Origin of the sequence: Mycobacterium sp. E3247 (genome assembly GCF_001667785.1) — a bacterium.
Classification (GTDB): Bacteria; Actinomycetota; Actinomycetes; order Mycobacteriales; family Mycobacteriaceae; genus Mycobacterium.
This window is the reverse complement of sequence record NZ_LZJG01000253.1, coordinates 63,295-86,334: the sequence shown is the minus strand read 5'-3', so window position 1 is coordinate 86,334 and position 23,040 is coordinate 63,295. Positions and strand designations below refer to the sequence as shown.

Sequence of the window (23,040 nt, the reverse complement as noted above, 5' to 3'; positions counted from 1 at the left end):
TCCAGTTCGGCGAGCGCGTCGCGGGCGCTCGACGGCCCCGGGACGCATGAGAACACTATTCTCTCATTCTGAGAGTCAGCGTTGCAAGGAGCGGTGCCCTCGCGACAGCGGCACAATCGCATATACCGGCATCGCAGGCTGCGACTCGCGTCTGCTCACCAACCGAGGAGGCGTCGTCGGAGTGGAGGGAATGATCGCGGCTCCGGGCGGCAACGTGTGGTTCGAACGGGCCGGCGGCGGCGCGGGTCTTCCCCTGCTGGTGGTTCACGGGGGGCCCGGTCTGCCCCATAGCTACTTGCGTTCGCTGGAACGGCTGGCCGACGAGCGAGAAGTCATCTACTGGGATCAGCTCGGCTGCGGCAAATCCGACCGCCCGTCCAACCGCGAGTTGTGGACCATGCAACGATCGGTGGCCGAAATGCACGCCGTGGTGACGGGACTGGGACTCAACCGCTTTCACATCTTCGGCAATTCGTGGGGCGGGATGCTCGCTCAGCAGTACGCGCTCGACCTGCCGTCCACCGCCAGCAGCCTCACCATCTCGAACAGCATCGCGTCCATCCCGCAGTTCGCGCAGATGGTGGCCCGGCTCAAGTCCGAGTTGGACCCAGCCACCCAATCGGCCATCGAACGACATGAGGCCGCGGGCACGACGTACACGGCCGAGTACCAGGACGCGATCCGCACCTGGAACGAGACCTACCTCTGCCGGCTGCGTCCCTGGCCGCCAGAGCTGTTGGCGGCCTTCGCCGAGATGGGCACCGAGATCTTCGAGACGATGTTCGGACCGAGTGACTTTCGCATCGTTGGGACCATCCGCGACTGGGACGTGTTCGAGCGGTTAGCAGAAATCCGGCTGCCCACCCTCATCCTGGCCGGCCGGTTCGACGAATGCGTGCCCGAACACATGTGGGACATGCACCAGCGCATAGCCGGCTCGCGGTTCGAGCTGTTCGAGTCGACCGCCCACATGCCCTTCATCGAGGAGCCGGGAAAGTTCGACCGGGTGATGCGTGAGTTCCTGCGGTTGCACGACTGAGTGCGGGCTGGGAAGCGCCCGCGTCGAAACGCCGGCTGGCCCGCGAGCGTAACGGGACTGCGAATAATCGGCTGCAAAGTCGCAGTGGCGTTACGCTCGCGAGCGGTACGCGACCTCGGAGCTGGGAAGCGCCCGGGTCAGTCAGTTCTTGCCGGCCGCCAGCTTGGTGACGATCGACCGGAAGTCTTCGGTCGTGAACGACTGCTGCTCGGCCGAGAGGGCATAGTCGAGGCTGGCCAGCACCGCCCGCTCCAGGTGAATGTTGAGCACCCGCTTGGTGCTTTCGACCGCTTGCTGGGGCAGCTCCAAAATCTTTTTGGCACAAGCGATTGCGTCCGCCAGCGGGTCGGAGGCCACATGGTTGGCCAGCCCCAGCTCGACGGCGCGCTGCGCGCTGATACGGGTGCCGGTCAACGCGAACTCCTTGGCCAGCAGCAGGCTGATGTGCAGCGGCCAGGTCAACGGGCCGCCGTCGGCGGCCACCAACCCCACCTGCACGTGCGGGTCGGCGAGGTAGGCCTCCTCGGCGATGTAGACGATGTCGCTCAGCGCCACCAGGCTGCAGCCCAGCCCGACGGCCGGCCCGTTCACCGCGGCCACCACGGGGATTCGGCAGCGCGCCATGCCGAGGACGATCTCGCGCCCGTCCCGGATGGTCTTGGCGCGCAGATCGGCGTTGGCCGACAGTTCCTTGAGGTATGAGAAATCGCCGCCGGCCGAAAACGCCCTGCCTGCGCCCGTGATCACCGCGGCGCGGGCCGTCGGGTCGTCGGTCAACCGCTGCCACAGCCGCGCGAGCCCGACGTGCAGGTCGTCGTTGACCGAGTTGAGCGACTCCGGCCGGTTCAAGGTGATGATCCGCAGCGGTCCGTCGGCTTGGACGTCGATTTCGGCAGGCATGTCGTACACGTCAGACTCCTTCTATGGTCGTGACCCGCTTCACCCGGGCTCCGCCCGCGTTCGCGATCACTCCTTCTACGGTCGTGACCCGCTTCACCCGGGCTCCGCCCGCCTTCGCGATCACTCCGACAATCCCAAGATGCGCGAAGCGATGATGTTCTTTTGTATCTGCGATGTCCCACCCATCACGCTCTGCGCGCGGCTGTACAGGTAGGCGCTGAGCAGGTCCGGATCGCCGGTTCCGCTGACCGCCAGTGCGGCGTGTCCGACGGATTGCTCGACCCAGGTCATCAGCAGCTTGTCGAGTGACCCTTCGGGCCCGTGCGAGACCCCGTCGAGCTGTTCGGACAGCCGCCGCCGGACATGATGGGTCAGCATCTCCGACTGGACCGCGGCCCACGCGAGCTCCTCGGGAACCGGACCACGAGAATTCCGGTTGCGGGCGTAGAGGCTTCGTACCAGCTTGCCGTATCGGGCCGCGTAACCGAGCGTGGACGGTTCGCGCTCATGTCCGACGACGGTCATGGCGACCGCCCAGCCGTCACCGGGCGCGCCGACCATCCGGTCGGCCGGTATCTTCGCGTCGTCGAAGAACACCTGACCGAACTCGTTGGTCACCCCGTTGATCATCCGAAGCGGGCGCTGTTGCACGCCGGGCTGTTTCATCTCCAGCACGAACGCCGACAGGCCGCGGTGGCGTTTGGCTTCGGGGTCGGTGCGCGCCAGCAACAGGCACCAGTCCGCGACATCGGAGTAACTGGTCCAGATCTTGTGCCCGTTGACCACATAGGTGTCGCCCTCGAGGCGGGCGGCGGTGGTCAGCGAGGCCAGATCGGAGCCGGCGCCGGGCTCACTGAAGCCCTGACACCATCGTTCGGTGCCGTTGATGATCCCGGGCAGGAACCGTTGCCGCACTTCGTCGTTGGCGTGCCGCCCGATCCCATAGATCAGGTAGCCCACGCTGGGGCGCGGCGGGGCGCCGGCTCGGGCGAGTTCCTCGTCGACGATGACGTCATACACCGGCGGCAGCTCCTGTCCGCCGTATTCGCGGGGAAACGACAGCCCGAAGAATCCCTCCCGGTACAGTGCCTGGTGCCATTCCGCCTGGCGGCCCCAGTATTCGTCGCCGGATCCGGCGAACTCTGCGGCGTGCACGGAAAGCCAGGACGACAGCCGCTTCCGGAAGGCGGCTTCCTCCGGTGAGTCACGAAAGTCCAAGGTCGATCTCCTTCAGCGCAACTGGCCACAGCTCGGTCGATATCAGGGCGCGCCGCAGGTAGACGTGCGCCAAGCAGTCCCAGGTGTTGCCGATGCCGCCGTGCACCTGAATGGCCGTCTCGCAGACGGTGCGGGTGGCGCGCGCGCAGTAGACCTTCGCGACCTGCGCGGCGCGGATGGCCTCGGCGGCGGGCAGTTCGTCGACCGCCCAGGCGGCATGCCGCGATACGCTGATCGAACCTTCAATCAGCGCAAGGCTTTCGGCGAGCAGGTGGGCGATGGCTTGGTAGGACCCGATCGGCTTGCCGTACTGCTCGCGGATCTTGGCGTAGTCGCAGGCGACGGCGTGCGCTCCCCTGGCGATCCCCACCAGGTCCGCCGTCGTGGTGACCAGTGCGAGCGCCAGCCACCGCGCCGCGACGTCGGCGGACACGTCACCCAGCACCACCGGCGTTCCCGCGATGTCCGCATCCGTGCGGGTCAAATCCACGCCGACCCTTGAGTCCAGCACGTCGGCGGCCAGCGCCTTGCCATCGGAGAGACTCAGCGCCCGCTGGGCGCCCCGCGCGTCGACGGCGCGGCCGTCGACCGCGACCGTCGCGCCCGCGCCTGAGGCGCCGACGCGGCGGGTCAGGTCGTCGGCGAGCGCCGGACCCAGAAACGGGGCGTCCACCAGTCGGCGTCCGAATTCCTCTGCGACGATGGCCACTTCGACCCCCGACGCCCCGTCGGAGCGCAGCGACCGCCAGCCCGTCGCCGCCACCTGCTTGTCCAGACGGGCAATTCGGCCCCGGTCGTCGAGGTCCTGGACCGCCGAGGGCCCGAGATCGTCGGCGAGCTTGGCGGCGGCGTCGCGCAGTTGCTGCTGTTCAGCTGTCAGACGTACATCCATAGCGCTCCTTCAGAACTCGGCGCAGCACCTTGCCCGAGGGCAGGCGGGGAATATCGGGCACGAACACGACGCGGCTCAGGTGTTTGTAGGAGGCCAGTCGCTGATCGACCCGGGCGGTGAGCTCGCCGGCGTCGACGGGTGCGCAGGTCGCCACCGCGGCGACCACCGCTTCGCCGTTGACGCCGTCGGGCACGCCGAACACCGCGCAGTCCTTGACGGCCGGATGACCGTGCAGCACCGTCTCGATTTCGGCGGGCGCGACCTGGAAGCCGCGCACTTTGATCATTTCTTTGAGTCGGTCGGTGATCCGCAGCCAGCCGCCGGCGTCGAGCCAGCCGACGTCGCCGGTCCGGTACCACCCGTCGTGGATCACCTCGGCGGTCGCCTCGGCCGGCAGGTAACCGGCCATCAGCGACGAAGACCGGGCCTGGATCTCGCCGACCTCCCCCGGGCAGGCCGGCTCGCCCGTCTCCAGTGAGACCACCCGCACGTCCACGCCCGGCACGGGACGCCCGACGGCGTCCAGCCGCGCGCCCTCGATCGGATTGCAGGCGATGACAGGCAGTTCCGTGGTTCCGTAGGCCGGGACCCAGCCGACGCCGGTGCGCCGGGTCACCGTCTGCGCAACCTCGGTGCTGACCGGAGTGGCCCCCCACATGATGTAGCGCAGGGAGGACAGGTCGTACGACTCGAGCGCGGGATGCGAGGCGATCGCCAGCGCGATGGGCGCGACCGCCATTTCCACTGTGATGCGGTCGGTTTGGATGTGATGCAGCATCCGGTCGATGTCGAATCGGGGATGCAGCCGGAGCCACGCGCCGGTGCGCAGCGCGGTGAGGATGTTGAGCAGCCCGAGGATGTGCGACGGCGGAGTGGCGACTTGAATCCGATCGCGCGGCGTCAGTCGCAGCGCCTCGCGCCAGTGCCGCACGGCCTCGTCGAGCGCCGCGTGGGTGTGCCGGACGGCCTTCGGCAGCCCGGTGGTGCCGGAACTGAACACCAGCACCGCGTCGGACCGAGGCGGCGGCGTCCCGGACAACGGCTCCCCGGATGCCACCGGCTCGTCGAGGTGCCGCATCGGCATCGCGGCGGCCAGCACCGGGTGGTCCCCCACGGCGTGGGCGGGGTCGGTCAGCGCGAGCGCGTGGTCGACCTCGTCGCGCTTCCATGCCGGGCTGAGGAGTACCGCCGTTGCCGCCAGCCTCCAGATGCCCAGCACGGCGGCGACGAATTCCGGCCGGTTCGACGCCATCACCGCGACCCGCTGGCCCGGGGCGACACCGCTTTTCGCCAGGGTGGCGGCCCAGCCGTCGGCCAACGCGTCGAGCTGAGCCGGGCCGAATCGCCGGTCCTCGAACACGACCGCAGCCGGCTCGGTCACGTCCCGTCCTTCCCTGACAGGCCGGGCCGACCTGACATCCGCGCACGCTTGAGAAGATCCTATCGATCTGTGAGAATAGTATTCTCTATAGTGAAGAATGCAAGTACGGGAGGGTGGTGACGAATGACGGTCACCCGAAGCATCGAGGAGACCCCACGGGTGACTGATCCGTCAAACGGCTCCGGGGCGGGGACGGTGACCATCCACCTGGACCGTAAGAAGGTCTCGGTGCCGCTGGTCCCCGGCGAGACGCTGCTGCAGAGCGCGCGGCGCGCCGGCCTGGAGCCGCCGTTCAGTTGCGAGGCGGGTAACTGCGGCACGTGCATGGCCAAGCTCGAAGAGGGCCGCGCGACCATGCGGGTCAACGACGCTCTCGACGACGACGAGGTCGCCGAGGGCTACATTCTGACGTGCCAGGGCGTGCCGGACACCGAGTCGGTCACGGTGCGCTACGAGTAGCGGCCCGAAGAGAGGTGGCGGCGATGGCCAAGGGCATCATGTACGTCGAGAGTCGGCCCAGTTCCCCGGACCGCGAGGACGAGTACAACACCTGGTACGACCAGATACACATACCCGAGCTTCTGACGCTCGACGGAATCGTCGCGGCACGCCGGTTTCGTCCGGTCGACGGGAACGGCCCCTATGTCGCCATCTACGAGCTGGAGGGCGACGACCTGCAGGCCATCTTGGACAACATGATCGCCAATGCCGGCCAGCTCACCATGTCCGATGCGTTGCTGTTGGATCCTGCGCCCGTCCCCCGAGTGCTCGAGACGACTAGCGACCGGAGCCGCTGAATCATGGATGTCGACGACCTGATCCTGGTGAGCATCGACGACCACGTGGTCGAGCCGCCGGACATGTTCCTGCGCCACGTGCCGGCCAAATACCGGGACGAGGCCCCGATCGTCGTGGTCGACGAGAAGGGCGTCGACCAGTGGATGTACCAGGGCAGGCCGCAGGGCGTGAGCGGGCTCAACGCCGTGGTGTCGTGGCCGGCCGAGGAATGGGGCCGCGACCCAGCGGGTTTCGCGGAGATGCGTCCCGGCGTCTACGACGTCCATGAACGCGTTCGCGACATGAACCGCAACGGCATCCTGGCGTCGATGTGCTTCCCCACCTTCACCGGCTTCTCCGCGCGTCACCTCAACATGCACCGCGAGGAAGCGACGTTGGTCATGGTGTCGGCCTACAACGACTGGCACATCGACGAGTGGGCCGGCTCCTACCCGGATCGCTTCATTCCGATCGCGATCCTGCCGACCTGGAATCCAGAGGCCATGTGCGCCGAGATCCGCCGGGTGGCGGCCAAGGGCTGCCGGGCGGTCACGATGCCGGAATTGCCTCACCTGGAAGGGCTTCCGAGCTACCACGACGAGGACTACTGGGGCGCGGTCTTCCGCACGCTCTCCGAGCAGAACGTGGTGATGTGCCTGCACATCGGCACCGGGTTCGGGGCGATCAGCATGGCACCGGACGCGCCGATCGACAACCTGATCATCCTGGCCACCCAGGTCTCGGCGATGTGCGCGCAGGATCTGCTGTGGGGTCCCGCCATGCGCGGCTACCCCGACCTGAAGTTCGCGTTCTCCGAAGGCGGCATCGGCTGGATCCCGTTCTATTTGGACCGCAGCGACCGCCACTACACCAACCAGAAGTGGCTGCGCCGCGACTTCGGCGACAAGCTGCCCAGCGAGGTCTTCCGCGAACACTCCCTGGCCTGCTACGTCACCGACAAGACGTCGTTGAAGCTGCGGCACGAGATCGGCATCGACATCATCGCCTGGGAATGCGACTATCCGCACTCGGACTGCTTCTGGCCGGACGCGCCCGAGCGGGTGCTGGCCGAGCTGAACGCCGCCGGTGCCGACGACTCCGACATCGACAAGATCACCTGGGGCAACGCCTGCCGGTTCTTCGGCTGGGATCCGTTCGCGCGGACGCCGCGCGAAACGGCGACCGTGAAAGCGTTGCGCGCGAACGCCGTTGACGTGGACGTGTCGATCCGGTCCCGCGCCGAATGGGCGCGGCTCTACCAGGAGAGGCAACCGGCCGGGCTAGGCTAGCGCGGTTCATTGGGCCAGCGCCGGGCCAACCTCTTCGAGTTGCGCCATGCCCTCGGCGAAGTCACCGCCAATGGGCGGCAGCAGCGTGACGTGGTCCGCGCCGGCGGCCAAGTGCTCCTGGGCTTTGGCAGCGATGCGGGCCGGATCACCGTGGGTCACAAGCGCGTTGACCAGCCGATCGCTCACCTCGTCGATGTCACGGGCCGAGTAGCCCAACTCTGCGAGCCTGGCCGCATAGGACGGCACGGCGAGCCGGCCCGACACCGCGTCCCGCGCGCCCTGGATGTCGCGGACGACTGACAGCCCGACGACCAAGAGCTTGTCTGATCCGAGTGTGCGCCGGGCCCGGGCCGTGAACTCCGTCGGCAGACCGGCGGGAAAGGCCCCATCGGCGAGCTCGCCCGCCAGCGCGAGCATCTTGGGTCCGTTCGCGGCGATGATCCGGGCGTACGCCGCATCGGGCGCCGGGGGCCAGGTGGCGCTATTCATCCGGTCGAGGTAGTCGCGCATCGTGGCCAGCGGACTGCCGAACTCCTGACCGACGCTGACGGCCTGCTCCGGGTAACCCACCCCGAGTCCGAGCACGATTCGGCCCGGATAGGCCTGCGCCAGTTGGGCGGCCGCGGCATGCATGGTCTGAGCCGGCCGCGCCCAGATGTTGGCGATGCAAGTGCCGAACATCGTTCGCTCGCTGCCGCTCAGCAGCAGGGCGAGTTGTACCAGGGCGTCCTTCCCGATGACCTCGTTGGTCCATACGGTGCGGTATCCGGCCCGTTCCAGCCGGCCCACCGCCTCACGTTGCAGATGGATGGGTGGTGAGCTCGTGAACGAGACCGGCAGGCACACGCCCACAGGTCCCAACACCTTTCGTGCCGCTTCGACGACCGAATCAGCCACGGCGTCGCTCACTCGCCGAAGTAGTGGCCGGCGTCGAGATCCTCGAGCAGTCCCGGCCCCTCGGGCTGCCAGTCCACCACTTTCTGCGTCAGCGCACTCGACGTCGGGTTGTCCAGCGCCGCGAAGAGGGCAAGGAAGCCGAAATGACCGGCTTCTTCCGCGGGAATGCTGACCGTCGGCACATCCAGGTGGCGGCCGATGACAGCGGCGATGTCGCGGAACGGCACGCCTTCGTCGGCTACGCCGTGCAAACGCGTTCCCGGGGGCGCCTTTTCGAGCGCCAGTCGGTACAGGTGGGCGGCGTCGAGCGTGTGGACCCCGGGCCAGCGGTTGGCCCCGTCGCCGATGTACGCGGATTTTCCGGTGCCGCGGGCGGTGCTGATGAGGTGATTCGTGAAGCCGTGGTGGTCGAGGTCGCTGTGCACGATCGGGGACAGCCGGATCACCGAGGACCGCACCCCGCGTTCGGCCAGCGCGATCACCGCGTTCTCCGAGTCGACCCGCGGCCCGCCGGGCAGCGTGTCCTGTTCCGTTGCGGGCCCGCCCTGCCCCAGCAGCGAAAGAAGCAAGGTGCCCGAGGTGCTGACGAATGGGCGGTCCGAGCCGACGAGCACCTCCCCGATGGCCTGCACGGCGCGCAGGTCCGCCTCGGCGGCACCCAGGAAGTCGTCGAAGTCGTGTTTGAAGGCCAGGTGGATGACGCCGTCGGACGCCGCGGCGGCGGACCGCAAACCGTCGAGGTCGTCGAGGTCGCCGCGGTGCACCCTGACGCCCTTCGTGTCCAGCGCGGCGGCCGACTCGTCGGAGCGGGCCAGGCCGGTGACCTGATGCCCGGCTTGCAGGAGTTCGTCGACGACGGCCGAACCGATGTGCCCGCTCGCGCCCGTCACAAAGACATGCATGAAAGTCCCTTTCGCTGTTTCATGTTCGCGAATTCCAGTGAACTGACCCGGCGGGCCGGCTGTCCAAGACCCGTTTCATATGACGTGATGCCGAATCGACATCACCGCATGTCAACCCGGCCTTAGAGCGCGCAGCACCGGTGCCGCCGCGGTTACACTGCTCGCATGGCCGAATCGGTATTGCCCGTGATCGACCTCGATCTGCGGCTGGTCGGATACTTCGTCGTGGTGGCCGAACATCGACACTTCGGCCGGGCCGCGTCCGCGCTGCGGGTAGCGCAGCCGTCGCTGAGCCGGCAGATCCGCCGGCTCGAGCAACAGCTGGGCGCTCGACTGCTGGATCGCACGCCGCAAGGCACCAGGCTGACCGAGGCCGGGGAGGTGTTCCTGCCGCGGGCCAAGGCCCTGCTGCGTTCGGCCACGCAAGCCGCCGCCCAGGCCCGGGCCGCCGCCCAGCCGAGCCGAATTGCGATCGGGTACACGACCGGGATGATCGTCACCCCCGCGGTACGCGAGATGCGCCGCGAACACCCCGACGCCGAAGTGCAAGTCTCGCACCTGGATTGGGGTCACGCCCTGGACGCGTTGCTCGGGCATCGGGTGGACGCGGTGGTGACCCGGCTACCGTTCCCGACCGACGGGCTACACGTGACGGTCCTGTACGACGAGCCGCGGGTGCTGGCGATCCCCGTTGACCACCGCCTGGCGGGCCGGGATTTCGTGACACTCGACGACATCGCCGACGAGCCGATGCCCCGCGTGCGCAACTCGGACCCGGCGTGGAGCGCCTATTGGCGCATCGACCCCCGACCCGATGGCCGCCGGGCGCCCGACGGTCCGGTCATCGACGCGCTCGAGGACAAGTTCGAACTCATCGCCTCGGGACAGGCCGTGGCGATCACGGCGGGGTTTCACGGCAACAGCCTGCGGCCGGACATCACCACGGTCCCGCTGAAGGGCGTCGACCCTTGCCATGTGGTTCTGGCGACGCGCGCCGGGGACCGCAGCCGATTGGTGGCGGCGTTCCGCAAGCTCGCCGAGGCACACCTCACAGGACCGCGCGACTGACCCCGAGCGTGAAGCCAACTTCACGGTCGCGCCCGAGCGTGAAACTACTTTCACGTTCGGCGGCGACCGCAGCTAGCCCTCGGGAAGCTCGGGCGGCGGCCGGTAATCGGGCTCGTAGCCCGCGATGCGGATGGGACTGCCGACCAGGCGGAAATCGCCCGCGGTGATGACGGCCTCGGGGGTCGCTTCGAGCGCCTCGGGCAGCGTCCTGACCGCTGCCGCCGGCACCCCGAGTGGCCGCAGTCGGCCTTCCCACCCGGCGGCGGTGTCGGTCGCCAGCATCGCCGAGACCACCGCCAGCACTTCTTCGCGACGGGCCACTCGTTCGGCCATCGTCTCGAAGCCGCCGATACCCGCCTCGCTGGCGAACGATTTCCAGAAGCCGTCGTGCGTGATGAACAGCGCCAGATACCCGTCGGCCGTCGGGAAGAGCTGGGCCGGAACGTAATACGAATGCGCACCATAGGGGTGCCGCTGCGGCTCGACGCCGCCGTTGAGGTATGCCGACGCGTGATAATTCAATTGCGACAGCATGACGTCGCGCAGCGACACGTCCACTTGCCCACCGGTGCCGGAAATGATCTTGGCCAAAAGCCCTAGGGCCGCGCACATCCCAGTCGAGTTGTCGGCCGAGGAGTAACCCGGCAGGGTCGGCGGTCCGTCCGGGTCACCGGTCAACGCGGCGATCCCGAAACCCGCCTGGACGACGTAGTCGAAGGCCGGATCGTCGCCGCCGTGCAGACCGAACCCGGTGATCGCCACGCAGACGATCCGCTCGTTGTGCCCTCGCAGCTGCTCGTAGGTCAGCCCCAGCCGGCGGATGGCCGACGGCTTGAGGTTCACCAGCAGCGCATGGGATTCCGCGACCAGCTCGCCCAGGCGCCGCCGCCCCGCGTCGGAGTTCAGGTCCAGACAGACGCTCGACTTGTTGCGGTTGAGGCTGGCGAAGTAGGTGGCCCCGACCCCGCGCGAGATCTCGCCGCCCCGCGGCTCGATCTTGGTGACCTCGGCGCCGAGGTCGGCGAGCAGCATGGTCGCGTACGGGCCTGCCAGCATGGTGCCGACCTCGAGGATGCGGATCCCGGCGAGCGGCCCTGCAGACGTCACCGCAACTCCGTTGCGAGCGAGGCGATCATCTCGCGGGTGCGACGTTTGGAGGCGACCAGCTCGTCGCGATTATCACCGATCGGCAGCAGCCGCACCGACAGATCCGTCACGCCGGCATCGGCGAACCGGCGCATCCGGGCCAGGATGGCCTCCGAGTCGCCGGCCGCACAGAGATCGCCGACGTCGCGGGCATCGCCGCGTTCGAGCAGGCGCTGGTAGTTGGGTGACACCTCAGCCTCGCCCAGGATGCGGTTGGCCCGCTCCTTGGCCTCGACGACTTGCGCCGGTGCGCACAGGCATACCGGGATACCCGCGACGATCCGCGGTGCGGGCCGTCCGGCATCTGCGGCGGCCTTGGTGATCTTCGGCGCGATGTGGTCACCGATCGCGCGCTCGTCGGCCATCCACAACACGGTGCCGTCGGCGAATTCGCCGGCGATCTGCAACATCACCGGCCCCAGCGCGGCGACCAGCACCGGCATCGGGGTGTCGGCCCCGATCGCCAACGGGTTGTGCACCGTGAACGAATCGTTCTCGACGTCAACCGGTCCCGGGCCGGCGATGGCCGCGTTGAGCACCTGCAGGTAGTCGCGGGTGTACGCGGCCGGCTTGTCATACGGGAGGCCGAGCATGTCCCGGATGATCCAGTGGTGCGACGGCCCTACCCCCAGCGCCAGCCGGCCTGCGGACACCGCGTGCGCCGAAAGGGCCTGGCGGGCAAGGGCGATGGGATGCTGGGCCTGCAGCGGCACCACCGCGGTGCCCAGCTCGATGCGTGAGCTGTGCGCGGCCATCATCGACACCATCGTCAGGCAGTCGAAGTCGTCGGGCACCTGCGGCATCCATGCGGTATCCAGGCCCGCGGATTCGGCCCATTCGATATCGGCGGCCAGCTTGTTCACCTTGCGGGCCATATCGCCGCGCTCGGCGCCGATCATCACTCCGACGCGCACTGTTCCTCTTTTTCTGCAACGGGTTCGGGGGCGCCGGTGAGCGCACGGATTTCGCGCACCAAGTCGTCCAGCGGTGTTCCGGTGGGGAATACCGCGGCGGCGCCGGCGGACAGCAGCTTGGGCACGTCGGCGTGCGGGATGGTTCCGCCCACCACGACGGCGATGTCCGCGGCGTCGGCGGCCCGCAACGCTTCGATGGTGCGAGCGGTCAGCGCCAGATGGGCACCGGACAGGATGCTCAGGCCGACGACCGCCACGTCCTCCTGGACCGCGATCGACGCGATGTCCTCGATGCGCTGCCGGATGCCGGTGTAGATCACCTCGAATCCGGCATCGCGCAGCGTGCGGGCGACGATCTTGGCGCCTCGGTCGTGCCCGTCCAGGCCGGGCTTGGCGACGAGAATCCGGGCGGCCACTAGAACACCACCGGTTGCTGAAACTCGCCCCACACCGCCTTGAGCGCGGCGACCATTTCGCCGACCGTGCAGTACGCGTTGGCGCAGTCGATCAGCTTGTGCATCAGATTGTCGTCTCCTTCGGCAGCACGCGAGAGCGCCGCAAGACTGGATTCGACTGCCGCCGAATCCCTTTCGGACTTCACCTTGGAGAGTCGCTTGAGCTGGAGATCGCGTCCTTCGGCGTCCAGTTCGTAGGTCACGACATCCGCCTCCGGTTCGTCGGTCACGAACCGGTTGACCCCGACGACGGGCCGGGCGCCGCCCTCGATGTCCTGGTGCACCCGGTACGCCTCGTCGGCGATCAGGCCCTGCAGGTAGCCGTCCTCGATCGCGTGCACCATGCCGCCGTGCCGGTCCAGGTCATCCATGATCTCGATGATGCGGGCCTCGGTGGCGTCGGTGAGGGCCTCGACGAAGTAGGAGCCGCCCAGCGGGTCGGCGACACGGGCGACGCCGGTCTCGTAGGCCAGGATCTGTTGGGTGCGCAGCGCCAGCGTGGTCGATTCCTCGGTCGGCAGGGCGAACGGCTCGTCCCAGGCCGCGGTGAACATCGACTGCACACCGCCCAACACCGCCGCCATCGCCTCGTAGGCCACCCGAACGACGTTGTTGTGCGCCTGCGGCGCGTACAGCGACGCACCCCCGCAGACACAACCAAAGCGGAACATCGATGCCTTGTCCGTCGTCGCCCCATAGCGCTCGCGCACGATCGTCGCCCAACGGCGCCGCCCCGCACGGTACTTGGCGATCTCCTCGAAGAAATCGCCGTGGGTGTAGAAGAAGAACGAGATCTGCGGCGCGAACTGGTCGATGGTCATTCGGCCGCGTTCCACCACGGTGTCGCAGTAGGTCACCCCGTCGGCCAGGGTGAATGCCATCTCCTGCACCGCGTTGGCCCCGGCGTCGCGAAAATGGGCACCCGCCACCGAGATCGCGTTGAACCGCGGAACCTCGGCCGCGCAGAACTCGATGGTGTCGGCGATCAACCGCAGCGAGGGCTCCGGCGGCCAGATCCACGTGCCGCGCGACGCGTACTCCTTGAGGATGTCGTTCTGGATGGTGCCGGTCAGCTTCGCCCGCGGTATCCCCTTCTTCTCGGCGGCGGCAACGTAGAACGCCAGCAGGATCGCCGCCGTCCCGTTGATCGTCATGCTCGTGCTGAGCTTGTCCAACGGGATGCCGTCGAACAGGATCTCGAAGTCGGCCAGGGTGTCGACCGCGACGCCGACCCGGCCGACCTCTTCGCCGAACTCGGGGTCATCGGAGTCGTAGCCGCACTGAGTCGGTAGGTCGAGCGCCACCGACAGCCCGGTCCCGCCCTGCTCGAGCAGGTAGCGGTAACGACGGTTGGACTCCTCGGCGGTGCCGAAGCCCGAATACTGGCGAAACGTCCACAGCTTGCCGCGGTAGCCGGACGCGAAGTTACCTCGGGTGAAGGGGAACTCCCCGGGTGGTGGCGGCGGCGCCGCGATATCCCCGGGGCCATAGACCGGCGCAAGCGGAATGCCGGATGGTGTCTGGGCCTCGTTATCCATCGTTGAATAACGTACTTGCAAAAAAAGAGAATGCCAATACCATATGGCTGACCAGGCAAAACACGAGTGCGCCGGCCCCGATCGGCCCCGATCGCCTAGGCCCGGCAGACGATTTCGCCGTGTGGGATGGCGATCCAGCCGTCCGGCTCGGCCGCCCAGGCGCGCCACGCCGCGGAGATCTCCTCGAGTTGGGCGGCCGTCGCCAGCCCCGAATCCAGCAGGTCGCGCGCGATCCGCGAGTGCAGGATTCGGTCGGACCACATGCCGCCCCACCATTGGCGGGCCTCCGGCGTCGCGTAGCACCACACGCTGCCCGTGGGGGTGACGTCGGTGAAACCCGCCTGCTGGGCCCAGGACAGCAACCGCCGTCCCGCATCGGGTTCGCCGCGGTTGGCGCGAGCGGCCCGCCGGTAGAGGTCGCGCCATAGATCCAGCGCCGGCAACTGCGGGAACCAGATGAAGCCGGCATAGTCGGCGTCCCGGGCCGCCACCACGCCGCCCGGTGCGCACACCCGCCTCATCTCGCGCAGCGCGCCCACCGGGTCGGCGACGTGCTGGAGCACCTGGTGCGCGTGCACGACATCGAATGCGCCGTCGGGAAAGTCGAGCCGATGCACGTCGGCGGTGGCGAACGAGACGTTCGCAAGGCCACGCTGCTCGGCCTCCGCGCGGGCCACGCCGAGCACGTCGGCCGACCGGTCGACGGCGGTTACCGGTCCCGGTGCGACGCGGGCGGCGAGGTCGGCGGTGATCGTCCCGGGTCCGCAACCGATGTCAAGGAGCGATGTGCCGGACTTCAGGTGGGGCAACAGGTATGCCGCGGAATCCTCCGCGGTGCGTCGCCGGTGACTCCGGAGCACCGACTCGTGGTGTCCGTGGGTGTAGGTGGGCCCGCGTTCGTCGGTCATGCCCGAAGCCTACCGACTCGCTCATATCTTGAAACTATTGTCTCGTTATATGAGATTAATCGACCGGCACGTCGAGGATCGGCCGGTCGACCGCGGCGCCGGAGCCGTCGAAATGCCACCACTCCCCGGAGTACGGGGCCAGGCCGCCGTACTTCATCGCGTTCCGTAGCGCCGCACGATTGGCCTGCGCGTCGGCGCTGACGCCCTGGGTTGCGAAAGCGGTTGCGCGCGGGGAGAAGTCGTCGAAGTCGGTCCCCATGTCGGCCAGGCAGAGGCCGTCAGCATGCTGGCCGGACGCGCACGGCTGCTGCGTCGTTGTGAACGTCACGTCCACCGAGCGCCCCGACTCGTGGCTGCGCGCATACCGGCCGGGGCGCGCGACCCACGCCGGGTTCGGGACGACGTTGAACATCTTGACCTGCACATCGTGCGGCCGGTAGCAGTCCCAGAACACCAGGAGGTGCCCCTGCGGACGCAGCGCGGTCGCCGCCGCGGCCAGCCCCGAAGCCATCGATTGATGCACGAGGCAGCGGGCGTCGGACGGGTACAGCTGCGTGCGCGTGAAGTTGTTGGTCGTCGCGTAGCGCAGATCGATGACGGCGTCGGGGACGACGCTGCGGACGTCGACGAACCCGGCCGCACGCGCCGCATCGCTCACCGGCGGGACATCGGGACCGGCCTGGGCGCTCCCGGCCCCGCAGGCCGCGACCAGACCCGCGACGGCCACAGGCGTAAGGACCCGGCGCAAAACACGCATCCGGCCATTGTCGCGGTTGGCCGCGCCGACTTGCGTTATCTGCTAGCCAATGTCGCCCTCGACATAGCGCTGCAGGTTCGGGGCCATCGCCGCCACCACCTCGTCGTCGGGCATCGAAGCGATCGGCTCGATCTTCCAGACGTAGCGCAACAACGCGAAGCCGATCAGCTGGGTGGCGATCAGACCGCTGCGCCGCAGTCGTTCCTCCTCGTTGGCCCCTAGGCTGGAACCGCCGATGAGGCCACGCTCCACAATCAGCCTCAGTTTCGCTCGGGTCTTGTCTTCATGGGCGGCGGTCAGCACGATCGCCCGCAGGACCGGACCCACCTCCTCATCGGCCCAGGAGTCCAGCACGGTCCGGATCAATTGCCGGCCCAAGTCGGCCTTGGGTGTCGCCCAGGTCGCCGCCACCGCGTCGAGCCACTTCTGTGGCGGCGTGGTGGCCGCGTCGAGCAGGCCCTCCTTGGAGCCGAAGTAGTGATAGATGAGGGCCGGGTCGACGTCCGCGGTCCGGGCGACCGCGCGCATGGCCGTGCCGTCCCAGCCGCACTCGGCGAATTCGTCGCGGGCGGCGGCCAGGATGCGCGCCGCCAGCACGCCGCGCTCGTCGCGCGGACCCGGGGTGATCGGTGGCTTCGCCACCGTCTCACCATACCGGAAGTCTCATGTTGCGTTGAGACTAATCTCAACGTAGCGTGAAACTGTGACCACGCTCAATGGCCCCCAGACGACGGGCCGGCAATACCGCAACCTCAGCGAGGCGCAGTACGCGTCACGCACCGACATCAACACTGCAATCAGGATGCGCGACGGCGCAACGCTTTTGGCCGATGTTCACCGGCCCGACGCCGAGGGCCGCTTCCCCGCGTTGCTGGCCGCCTCGCCGTATCCGCGGCAGATGCAGGACCTGGGCGCACCCGCGGGGTTCATCGAGGCCGGCAGGACGGACTTCTGGGTGCCGCGCGGCTACGTGCACGTGATCGCGAACCTACGCGGCACCTGCGGCTCCGAGGGCTGTTTCGACTTCTTCGACGCGCAGGAGCGCCGCGATGTACACGACCTCGTCGAGTGGGTCGCGACCCAGCCGTGGTGCGACGGAAACGTCGGCATGATCGGCATCAGCTACTTCGCGATGACCCAGCTCGAGGCGGCCGTCGAGCGGCCGCCTCACCTCAAAGCGATCTTTCCCCTTGCCGTGACCAGCGACCTGTACGAGGGCGCCAACCACCACGGACTACTGAGTTCGTCATTCATCACCCCGTTTCTCGCGATGATGGGCCTGACCTCCGAGCGCAGCGACAAACTGTGGCGCAGCAAGCCGATCGGTTTGGCGCGACGCGTACTGAACAGTCCGGGCGTGCACAAGAAATTCGAGACCATGAACGGCGAGGCGGCAGTCACCATGCTGCGCCAGCTGCTCAGACTGCCGCACGATCCCCACCCGTGGGACGAGCTGTGGCATCAGGCGGCGGTCAAGCACCCGACGCGCGACGAGTGGTGGGAGGAGCGAAACCTGTTGCCGCTACTCGACAAAATCGACATCCCGGTCTACCTGGGGTGTGATTGGCAGAACGTGCCTTTGCACCTGCCCTCGACGTTCACCACCTGGAACGGGCTGTCGCACAACGCACATGTGCGGATCGGCATGCTTGGCGAGTTCGGGCTGACCTGGCCATGGGAGAGCATGCACACCGAGGCACTGGCCTGGTACGACCATTGGCTCAAGGGCCGCGACACTGGAATCACCGAAGGGCCGCCGATCCGCTACTTCCTGCCAGGCGCTGACGAGTGGCGAACCGCCGACTCCTGGCCGCCGTCAACGACCCCGCATTGCGAGCTGGCCCTGCGCGCCGACGGCACGTTGGGCGCCGACGAGGGCGAGCCCGGCGGTCGCGAATTCATGGTGCTGGGCTCCGGCTTGGGCCGCATCAAAGCCAGCGAGATCGACCCGCCGTCGCTGTTGGTGTGGACCAGCGCGCCGCTGGACCAGGACGTCGATGTGGTCGGCGATATCGAGCTGCGGCTGGTGGCCTCGGCGACGGCGATCGACACCGCCTGGATGGCGACGCTGCACGACGTGGCACCCGACGGGGAGACGACCGACGTGACGGCTGGCTGGTTGCGCGCCAGCCTGCGCGAGGTCGACGAAGCGGCCAGCCGCCCCGGCGCGCCGATGCTGCCCTGCCGCCACCCGCAAGCGGTACCGCTGGGAGAGGACGTCGAATACCGAATCCCGCTGGTTCCCAATGCTCGCCGGTTCCGGGCGGGCCACCGCATTCGCCTGACAGTCACCAGTGACGACCAGGACCCGTCGACGCCGGCGATCATGAACTTCCGGCATGCCAGCGTCGGCACCTCGAGCCTGAACACGGTGCGCTCGTCGTCGCGGCTATTGCTGCCGGTACTCGGGTAGCCGTCGGCGCGAGACCATCAAGAATTGAGTATCCGAGTTACTTGCGAAGTGGTTGGACAGGTTCCGGAAGGGCCTCATCGACGGTTCCACGGAACTTGCGCAAGGCCTCACTTGCCGCATCCTGTGCGTTTTGGCCGATTCGTGCACATCGTCGCCCAGCTCTGCAACCGCGCCACGATGTTCCGGCTCGGTGCCCGCCGCGTATCGCCGATGGCCTGGGGCATCTCGGCATACCCCTCCCTCAGGGGTGGTTTCCTATCGCCGCGAACGCTAGTCGCCTGAGCAACCCAGCCAGCTTGGTGAAAGCCGCAAACTACGGGACCCTTCACTCTGATCACCCCGGGACAGGGATCCGCGGTAAGAGCTGCGACGGGGTCTTGAGCTGGGTTTCGCCCGACCGGCCTCGCCGACCAGGGACGATGGTTAAGCCCGCGCCAAGGCAGGCAATCCATCTCGTCACTGAACCCAGCCGCGGTTTCAAGGGTCTTTGGACTCCTCGTCACGGTCCGAATTGTCTGTGCGCCTGAGCCTTACGACCCTCGTCGGTGATCGTGCCGAAATGAAAACATCTCAATGACCTGGTGAACTACCCGCCCGGTTAATCAAAGGAGTCGCTTCATGGCCGTCGCCAGCTGTCGTCCGGTACGGATGAACACGTACCCGAAGCAAGGCGCCGGCGCACCGGACAAGGCCGCGAGATTCCAACGCTGCGAACTCATCACCGTTGCGGCCGGCGCCGTTTTATTAGTGGTCATCGGAGTGCTGTCCGGGTGGGCCCATTACAGCTTGTCGACGGCGCACCTGGCCTTACCGAACACCGCTGCCGCACCGGCGAGCGCCTCGCAGCCGCCCCTCACACCCCAGCGCATGAGCGCACAGCTGCGCGCTTGGCTCACCCAAGCTCAGCCCTCGATTGACGCGCTTGTCGCCGCGCGGCACGAAATCGCCACTGCTGCCGCCAATGACGATCTGGCCGGGACGGAAGCGACCTGCCGGAGCGCCGACGGCGCAGTCACAAGCTTGCAGCGATATCTGCCGAGCCCCGACCCGGCACTCAGCACCGTTTTGCAACAGGCCACAAACAGCTACCACGTCGGGCTGCGCTACTGCATCTCAGGAGTGCAAAGATACGACGGCAACGACATCATGCAGGCCGTGGCTTATATCAATCAGGGAACCGCTGACTTGCAGAGAGCAACAGACACGCTCCAACACGACCTCGCCTATGTCGAACCGCACGACCCGAATGTGATGACTGTCTAGCGGCGGATCGGATGGGTGTTCGATCAGCCGACAACGCCGCAGAACTGCGAGTTCTCACAGTGGCCAGGGGCGGGATCGAACCGCCGACCTTCCGCTTTTCAGGCGGACGGGATAGCCGCTGACCTGCGGTTTATTTGATTCTGTGCGTCTTATGCGCCGCGTTGAGCTGCGCTGACGTATTCAGTCTGTCCGGCGAACGGACATAAACCGGACACGGTGCTTGCACTCCTGACCAGGAGCTTCCGCGCTGCCCTGTGCGTTGTGGGCGGTCTCAGCGGCTCCGGGGAGCAGGCACCCCGATGCCCAGCATCGCATCATCGGTCACCGACTCGACCCCGTCGGCGGGATCGAATTTTGCGCCTGATGGCCCGGTACCAAGGCCCGGTTCTCCGGGTGCCTCGGTGGACGGGAGGGCGCGAGCGCCCGAGGCCGCCAGGCCGCAGGGCGGGAGAGCGACAGCGGTCGACCGTACGTCCACCGAGGCGCCCGGCCTCAACCCGGCCGCGGCCGGCGGGCTTGTTATATGTGCCGAAAATGTCCGCGAGTCGGTGGACGACGCGAGCGCAGCCGGGGAGCTGCGGGCGATCGACGCGTTGGGGCTTCGGTTCCCGAGTCCCGAGATGGTCGCCGCGGCCGCTGCGTTGTTCGAGCCGGCGGCGCCATGGGCGTCAGGTCCTGCACGTCGCGGGGCCGAGCCTGAATCGGGACGCTTTCGCATCACGGTTGGTCCTGGCGTGGTGCGACTGAGTTGGACCAATCCCGTTCGCATCGAGAAGACGGCCGAACGGGGCGTTGCTCATCACCAACGGGACGTTGACGACGCAGCGTTCCATGTCAGAAGAGACCTCAACGGCGATGCTGGGCACGGTGATCGGGCCGTCGGGTCTTCGATCCGACGGAGTCTTACGGCAAGCGAGCAGCCTGGCACTGGCGCTGCCATCACAGAGTGGTCCCGAAAGTCACGATCGTCGATGTGTCGCACCTTCGCCGAACTCGACTACAGCCCACTGGTGGAGTCTGGCCGCGTCCCCGCCATGGTGACCCTCACCTACCCCGGCGACTGGGAAGTGGTCGCACCCGATGGAGCGAGCGTGAAGCGACACATGGTGTTGTGGCGCAAACGCTTTCAGCGCGAATATGGCGAGCCAGCCCGATACATCTGGAAGCTGGAGTTTCAGCGTCGCGGCGCGCCGCACATCCATCTCTGGATGGCGCCACCGACCTCGCCGGGTCGCTCGGGGCGCAGCTTTGCTCAATGGCTGTCGGAAACGTGGGCTCAGGTCGTCGACCACCCTGATCCTGTACAAAAGGCGAAGCATCGGCTCGCCGGCACCGCTATCGACGTGCGGAACGGGCTGAAGGCCTGCGATCCTAAGCGGTTGGCCATCTACTTCACCAAGCACTCATCACCAAACCTGAACGGCGACAAGGAGTACCAGCATATAGTGCCCGAATTGTGGCGGCGGCCCGGCCGCGGCCCCGGCCGGTTCTGGGGTGTGTACGGACTCAAGAAGGCCATTGCTGTCGTCGAAGTCGCTCAGGATGCGTACCTGGCGGCTCGCAGGATTGTGCGGCGCTGGTCACGAAGTCAGGCAGTGTACGGCGATTCGGCCAGCCGCTTCCCTACTGCCGTGGTGCCGCGCACGGCCACGCGCCTGGTTCCGCGCGTCGACCGTGAAACCGGCGTCGTGGCGCATCGCCGGGTGCGGCGAAGACGAAAGCTCTGCAACCGAGGTGGCCTGGCCGGCGGCTACGCGCTCGTGAATGACGGTCCGGTCTTTGCTTCTAATCTTGCCGCGGCATTGTCGGCCCGCCCGTGAGTGAAAGCCTGGCAATCTCAACACTTCCCACGACGTCCACCTCAGTTTCTTCGCCCGACAGATTCCTTCGCTTGGGCGTCGCATAACGCGGGTTCCCCGTCTTAAAGTTGCGCCCATGGTTACTCCTCCGGCCCTTCTCCGGACGTCGTCGGGACGTCCGCCGGCCTGGCAACGCTGGGTGCTCACCGCGATGTACAACTTCGATCGATACCTCATCGATGATTGGCGAGATCTCATGAGCGACCACCTCCAGCGTCGAGGGGGCGCGACCGCGATGCAGACCGCTCGATACACCGTTGATGTGTTGCGCCACGTTAGGACGCTCACATCGGCGACAGCGTGCATTGCCTCACACGGTGATCGTGCAGCCCACTCCCAATTGGCTGACGCCGCTCTGGACTTAAAGAGCGCTCTGGATAGGCTCCAGGAAGCACGGGATGAGCTGCTGAAAGCCGCTGGCGCAGAGCGCGTTACTGAATATTGATTTGGGATGTGTCCACCATCCCGCCAATAACACCGCGGCAACCAGCCGAGGAGATCGGCGCGCTCATCGGGCACTCGGCGTTTGCCGTGCTGGCGCCAGATCACTGACCGGCATCGACCGCGAGGGCACGGCTGGGGTTGGGCCCGCGAACAGGCCGCCCGCGCCGTCCGCTACGCACCGAGGCTGCGTCAATCCGGCTCGTGGACGACGTCAGCGATTTGCTGGGCAATGTCGTCGATGCTGTTCCGATCAGTGGTCAGCGCAAACTTGTCGGCTAGTGAGGGACTGTAAGTACGCACTCGCTCAGCGGTGAGATCGTGCCAGATCGGCAGCAGCGACTGCTCCCCGGCGACCGTACGGGTCACAAGACCGTCGAGTTCGTGATTCGTCCAGCCCTTCTGGAAGAATGCCTCGGAAAGAACCACAACTCCGAAGCGGCTCGATCGGATCCCCTCGTCGATCTTGCGACGCAGACTGTGCCCGATTCTCATCTGGGCTTCATCGAGCCAGACAGTCACGCCCCTCCGCGTCAGCGCTTCGCGCAGCGGCCGGGCGACTGCGTCTTTGTCTTCACTGGCATGGCTGATGAACACATCCCATGTCTGACCGCCGAGCACATCGCCTTCGGGCTCCTGCGGAGCATCGCGAACCTGGACCTGTGACAACACATGCTCTCCCGCAGACTTGGCCGTCGGCAGAAATCCTCGGGGCGGCGGCTCGACCGCGACGCCCGCCGCGATGCGGCCTGCGTATCCTCCGAGGTCAACAGCCACTACCCAATGGTCACTAGACGGAACAACGATGCGAAACGGCGACCGGGTAACCCGACCACCGTAGTAGCGGTACCTGCGACCAGCCTTATAGCTGCTGTACTCGCTGCTGGTCATCAACTGCACATTGGCCTGGTTCTTGAGAGACACCACGACGGTGGCACCCTTCTCGAGTCTTCCCAGGTCGTAGCGCAGATGCTCCATTTGCT

At 67.2% G+C, this 23,040-nt stretch carries 22 protein-coding genes and 1 tRNA gene; 8 read left to right on the top strand and 15 right to left on the bottom strand.

Annotated elements, in window-relative coordinates; translation table 11 throughout:
• The first annotated feature begins 190 nt into the window (after nt 1–190).
• Nucleotides 191–1,039 (top strand): proline iminopeptidase-family hydrolase, encoded by an 849-nt coding sequence (locus A9X04_RS13920; protein WP_067921219.1) that lies wholly within the window; start codon nt 191–193, stop codon nt 1,037–1,039.
• Nucleotides 1,040–1,180: 141 nt separating this feature from the next.
• On the opposite strand, the gene A9X04_RS13915 is transcribed toward A9X04_RS13920, so the two are convergent.
• The 4 genes from A9X04_RS13915 to A9X04_RS13900 all read right to left on the bottom strand — a co-directional run bounded on the left by A9X04_RS13915 (nt 1,181) and on the right by A9X04_RS13900 (nt 5,430).
• A complete protein-coding gene (locus tag A9X04_RS13915; protein ID WP_067921218.1) occupies nt 1,181–1,948 on the bottom strand; it encodes an enoyl-CoA hydratase/isomerase family protein in 768 nt (255 codons plus the stop codon).
• A 111-nt stretch (nt 1,949–2,059) separates the two neighbouring features.
• Entirely contained in the window at nt 2,060–3,157 is a 1,098-nt protein-coding gene (locus tag A9X04_RS13910; RefSeq protein WP_067921217.1) for an acyl-CoA dehydrogenase family protein, read from the bottom strand.
• Nucleotides 3,144–4,049 (bottom strand): acyl-CoA dehydrogenase family protein, encoded by a 906-nt coding sequence (locus A9X04_RS13905; RefSeq protein WP_067921307.1) that lies wholly within the window; start codon nt 4,047–4,049, stop codon nt 3,144–3,146. Before A9X04_RS13905 ends, A9X04_RS13910 begins: the two co-directional genes overlap by 14 nt.
• Nucleotides 4,027–5,430, bottom strand: coding sequence for a class I adenylate-forming enzyme family protein (locus A9X04_RS13900; protein ID WP_067921216.1), 1,404 nt, complete (start codon nt 5,428–5,430; stop codon nt 4,027–4,029). Before A9X04_RS13900 ends, A9X04_RS13905 begins: the two co-directional genes overlap by 23 nt.
• A gap of 123 nt (nt 5,431–5,553) precedes the next feature.
• On the opposite strand from A9X04_RS13900, the gene A9X04_RS13895 reads away from it, so the two are divergent.
• The 3 genes from A9X04_RS13895 to A9X04_RS13885 are packed head-to-tail and all read left to right on the top strand — an operon-like array spanning nt 5,554 to nt 7,496.
• Entirely contained in the window at nt 5,554–5,889 is a 336-nt protein-coding gene (locus tag A9X04_RS13895; protein WP_067921214.1) for a 2Fe-2S iron-sulfur cluster-binding protein, read from the top strand.
• A gap of 23 nt (nt 5,890–5,912) precedes the next feature.
• Nucleotides 5,913–6,227 carry a DUF4286 family protein gene (locus A9X04_RS13890; RefSeq protein ID WP_067921305.1) on the top strand — a complete coding sequence of 105 codons (315 nt, stop codon included), beginning with the start codon at nt 5,913–5,915 and terminating at the stop codon, nt 6,225–6,227.
• A gap of 3 nt (nt 6,228–6,230) precedes the next feature.
• Entirely contained in the window at nt 6,231–7,496 is a 1,266-nt protein-coding gene (locus A9X04_RS13885) for an amidohydrolase family protein (protein WP_067921212.1), read from the top strand.
• 6 nt (nt 7,497–7,502) lie between these two features.
• Here A9X04_RS13885 and A9X04_RS13880 read toward each other — a convergent pair whose 3' ends face one another.
• Both A9X04_RS13880 and A9X04_RS13875 read right to left on the bottom strand, forming a co-directional pair.
• The gene (locus A9X04_RS13880) at nt 7,503–8,393 is read right to left on the bottom strand and encodes an LLM class flavin-dependent oxidoreductase (RefSeq protein WP_231985725.1); all 891 of its coding nucleotides are present in this window, start codon (nt 8,391–8,393) and stop codon (nt 7,503–7,505) included.
• A gap of 8 nt (nt 8,394–8,401) precedes the next feature.
• On the bottom strand, nt 8,402–9,295 hold the full coding sequence (locus A9X04_RS13875; protein WP_067921211.1) for an SDR family oxidoreductase: 894 nt from the start codon (nt 9,293–9,295) through the stop codon (nt 8,402–8,404).
• A 165-nt stretch (nt 9,296–9,460) separates the two neighbouring features.
• On the opposite strand from A9X04_RS13875, the gene A9X04_RS13870 reads away from it, so the two are divergent.
• The gene (locus A9X04_RS13870; protein WP_067921209.1) at nt 9,461–10,363 is read left to right on the top strand and encodes a LysR family transcriptional regulator; all 903 of its coding nucleotides are present in this window, start codon (nt 9,461–9,463) and stop codon (nt 10,361–10,363) included.
• Between the two features lie 72 nt (nt 10,364–10,435).
• Here A9X04_RS13870 and A9X04_RS13865 read toward each other — a convergent pair whose 3' ends face one another.
• The 7 genes from A9X04_RS13865 to A9X04_RS13835 form a co-directional block, all read right to left on the bottom strand.
• Nucleotides 10,436–11,419, bottom strand: coding sequence for a CaiB/BaiF CoA-transferase family protein (locus A9X04_RS13865; RefSeq protein WP_067921301.1), 984 nt, complete (start codon nt 11,417–11,419; stop codon nt 10,436–10,438).
• A gap of 47 nt (nt 11,420–11,466) precedes the next feature.
• On the bottom strand, nt 11,467–12,423 hold the full coding sequence (locus A9X04_RS13860; RefSeq protein WP_067921207.1) for an LLM class F420-dependent oxidoreductase: 957 nt from the start codon (nt 12,421–12,423) through the stop codon (nt 11,467–11,469).
• The gene (locus A9X04_RS13855; protein WP_067921206.1) at nt 12,408–12,839 is read right to left on the bottom strand and encodes a cobalamin-dependent protein; all 432 of its coding nucleotides are present in this window, start codon (nt 12,837–12,839) and stop codon (nt 12,408–12,410) included. The genes A9X04_RS13860 and A9X04_RS13855 overlap by 16 nt, the downstream gene beginning before the upstream one ends.
• Nucleotides 12,839–14,416 carry a methylmalonyl-CoA mutase family protein gene (locus A9X04_RS13850; RefSeq protein WP_067921204.1) on the bottom strand — a complete coding sequence of 526 codons (1,578 nt, stop codon included), beginning with the start codon at nt 14,414–14,416 and terminating at the stop codon, nt 12,839–12,841. Before A9X04_RS13850 ends, A9X04_RS13855 begins: the two co-directional genes overlap by 1 nt.
• Before the next feature lie 95 nt (nt 14,417–14,511).
• On the bottom strand, nt 14,512–15,324 hold the full coding sequence (locus tag A9X04_RS13845) for a methyltransferase domain-containing protein (protein ID WP_067921202.1): 813 nt from the start codon (nt 15,322–15,324) through the stop codon (nt 14,512–14,514).
• A 55-nt stretch (nt 15,325–15,379) separates the two neighbouring features.
• Nucleotides 15,380–16,081: a M15 family metallopeptidase gene (locus tag A9X04_RS13840; RefSeq protein ID WP_067921200.1), complete on the bottom strand. Its 702-nt coding sequence runs from the start codon at nt 16,079–16,081 to the stop codon at nt 15,380–15,382.
• Nucleotides 16,082–16,123: 42 nt separating this feature from the next.
• Nucleotides 16,124–16,723, bottom strand: coding sequence for a TetR family transcriptional regulator (locus A9X04_RS13835; RefSeq protein WP_102419542.1), 600 nt, complete (start codon nt 16,721–16,723; stop codon nt 16,124–16,126).
• 61 nt (nt 16,724–16,784) lie between these two features.
• Here A9X04_RS13835 and A9X04_RS13830 point away from each other — a divergent pair, with 61 nt between their 5' ends.
• Both A9X04_RS13830 and A9X04_RS13825 read left to right on the top strand, forming a co-directional pair.
• Nucleotides 16,785–18,494, top strand: coding sequence for a CocE/NonD family hydrolase (locus A9X04_RS13830; RefSeq protein WP_067921198.1), 1,710 nt, complete (start codon nt 16,785–16,787; stop codon nt 18,492–18,494).
• 618 nt (nt 18,495–19,112) lie between these two features.
• Nucleotides 19,113–19,757: a hypothetical protein gene (locus A9X04_RS13825; RefSeq protein ID WP_156764351.1), complete on the top strand. Its 645-nt coding sequence runs from the start codon at nt 19,113–19,115 to the stop codon at nt 19,755–19,757.
• A 60-nt stretch (nt 19,758–19,817) separates the two neighbouring features.
• Here the strand turns inward: A9X04_RS13825 and A9X04_RS30410 are convergent.
• Nucleotides 19,818–19,882, bottom strand: a tRNA-Phe gene (locus tag A9X04_RS30410).
• An 846-nt stretch (nt 19,883–20,728) separates the two neighbouring features.
• On the opposite strand from A9X04_RS30410, the gene A9X04_RS31475 reads away from it, so the two are divergent.
• The gene (locus tag A9X04_RS31475) at nt 20,729–21,577 is read left to right on the top strand and encodes a hypothetical protein (protein ID WP_231985724.1); all 849 of its coding nucleotides are present in this window, start codon (nt 20,729–20,731) and stop codon (nt 21,575–21,577) included.
• A 672-nt stretch (nt 21,578–22,249) separates the two neighbouring features.
• Here A9X04_RS31475 and A9X04_RS13810 read toward each other — a convergent pair.
• Nucleotides 22,250–23,035: a DUF1883 domain-containing protein gene (locus tag A9X04_RS13810; protein WP_082974997.1), complete on the bottom strand. Its 786-nt coding sequence runs from the start codon at nt 23,033–23,035 to the stop codon at nt 22,250–22,252.
• Nucleotides 23,036–23,040 lie beyond the last annotated feature (5 nt).

Coding starts and splice junctions, on each gene's coding strand:
- A9X04_RS13920 (WP_067921219.1), top strand. CDS start 191: ATGATCGCGGCTCCGGGCGGCAACGTGTGGTTCGAACGGGCCGGCGGC.
- A9X04_RS13810 (WP_082974997.1), bottom strand. CDS start 23,035: ATGGAGCATCTGCGCTACGACCTGGGAAGACTCGAGAAGGGTGCCACC.
- A9X04_RS13845 (WP_067921202.1), bottom strand. CDS start 15,324: ATGACCGACGAACGCGGGCCCACCTACACCCACGGACACCACGAGTCG.
- A9X04_RS13885 (WP_067921212.1), top strand. CDS start 6,231: ATGGATGTCGACGACCTGATCCTGGTGAGCATCGACGACCACGTGGTC.
- A9X04_RS13865 (WP_067921301.1), bottom strand. CDS start 11,419: ATGCTGGCAGGCCCGTACGCGACCATGCTGCTCGCCGACCTCGGCGCC.
- A9X04_RS31475 (WP_231985724.1), top strand. CDS start 20,729: ATGTGTCGCACCTTCGCCGAACTCGACTACAGCCCACTGGTGGAGTCT.
- A9X04_RS13825 (WP_156764351.1), top strand. CDS start 19,113: ATGGCCGTCGCCAGCTGTCGTCCGGTACGGATGAACACGTACCCGAAG.
- A9X04_RS13890 (WP_067921305.1), top strand. CDS start 5,913: ATGGCCAAGGGCATCATGTACGTCGAGAGTCGGCCCAGTTCCCCGGAC.
- A9X04_RS13870 (WP_067921209.1), top strand. CDS start 9,461: ATGGCCGAATCGGTATTGCCCGTGATCGACCTCGATCTGCGGCTGGTC.
- A9X04_RS13895 (WP_067921214.1), top strand. CDS start 5,554: ATGACGGTCACCCGAAGCATCGAGGAGACCCCACGGGTGACTGATCCG.
- A9X04_RS13850 (WP_067921204.1), bottom strand. CDS start 14,416: ATGGATAACGAGGCCCAGACACCATCCGGCATTCCGCTTGCGCCGGTC.
- A9X04_RS13875 (WP_067921211.1), bottom strand. CDS start 9,295: ATGCATGTCTTTGTGACGGGCGCGAGCGGGCACATCGGTTCGGCCGTC.
- A9X04_RS13905 (WP_067921307.1), bottom strand. CDS start 4,049: ATGGATGTACGTCTGACAGCTGAACAGCAGCAACTGCGCGACGCCGCC.
- A9X04_RS13840 (WP_067921200.1), bottom strand. CDS start 16,081: ATGCGTGTTTTGCGCCGGGTCCTTACGCCTGTGGCCGTCGCGGGTCTG.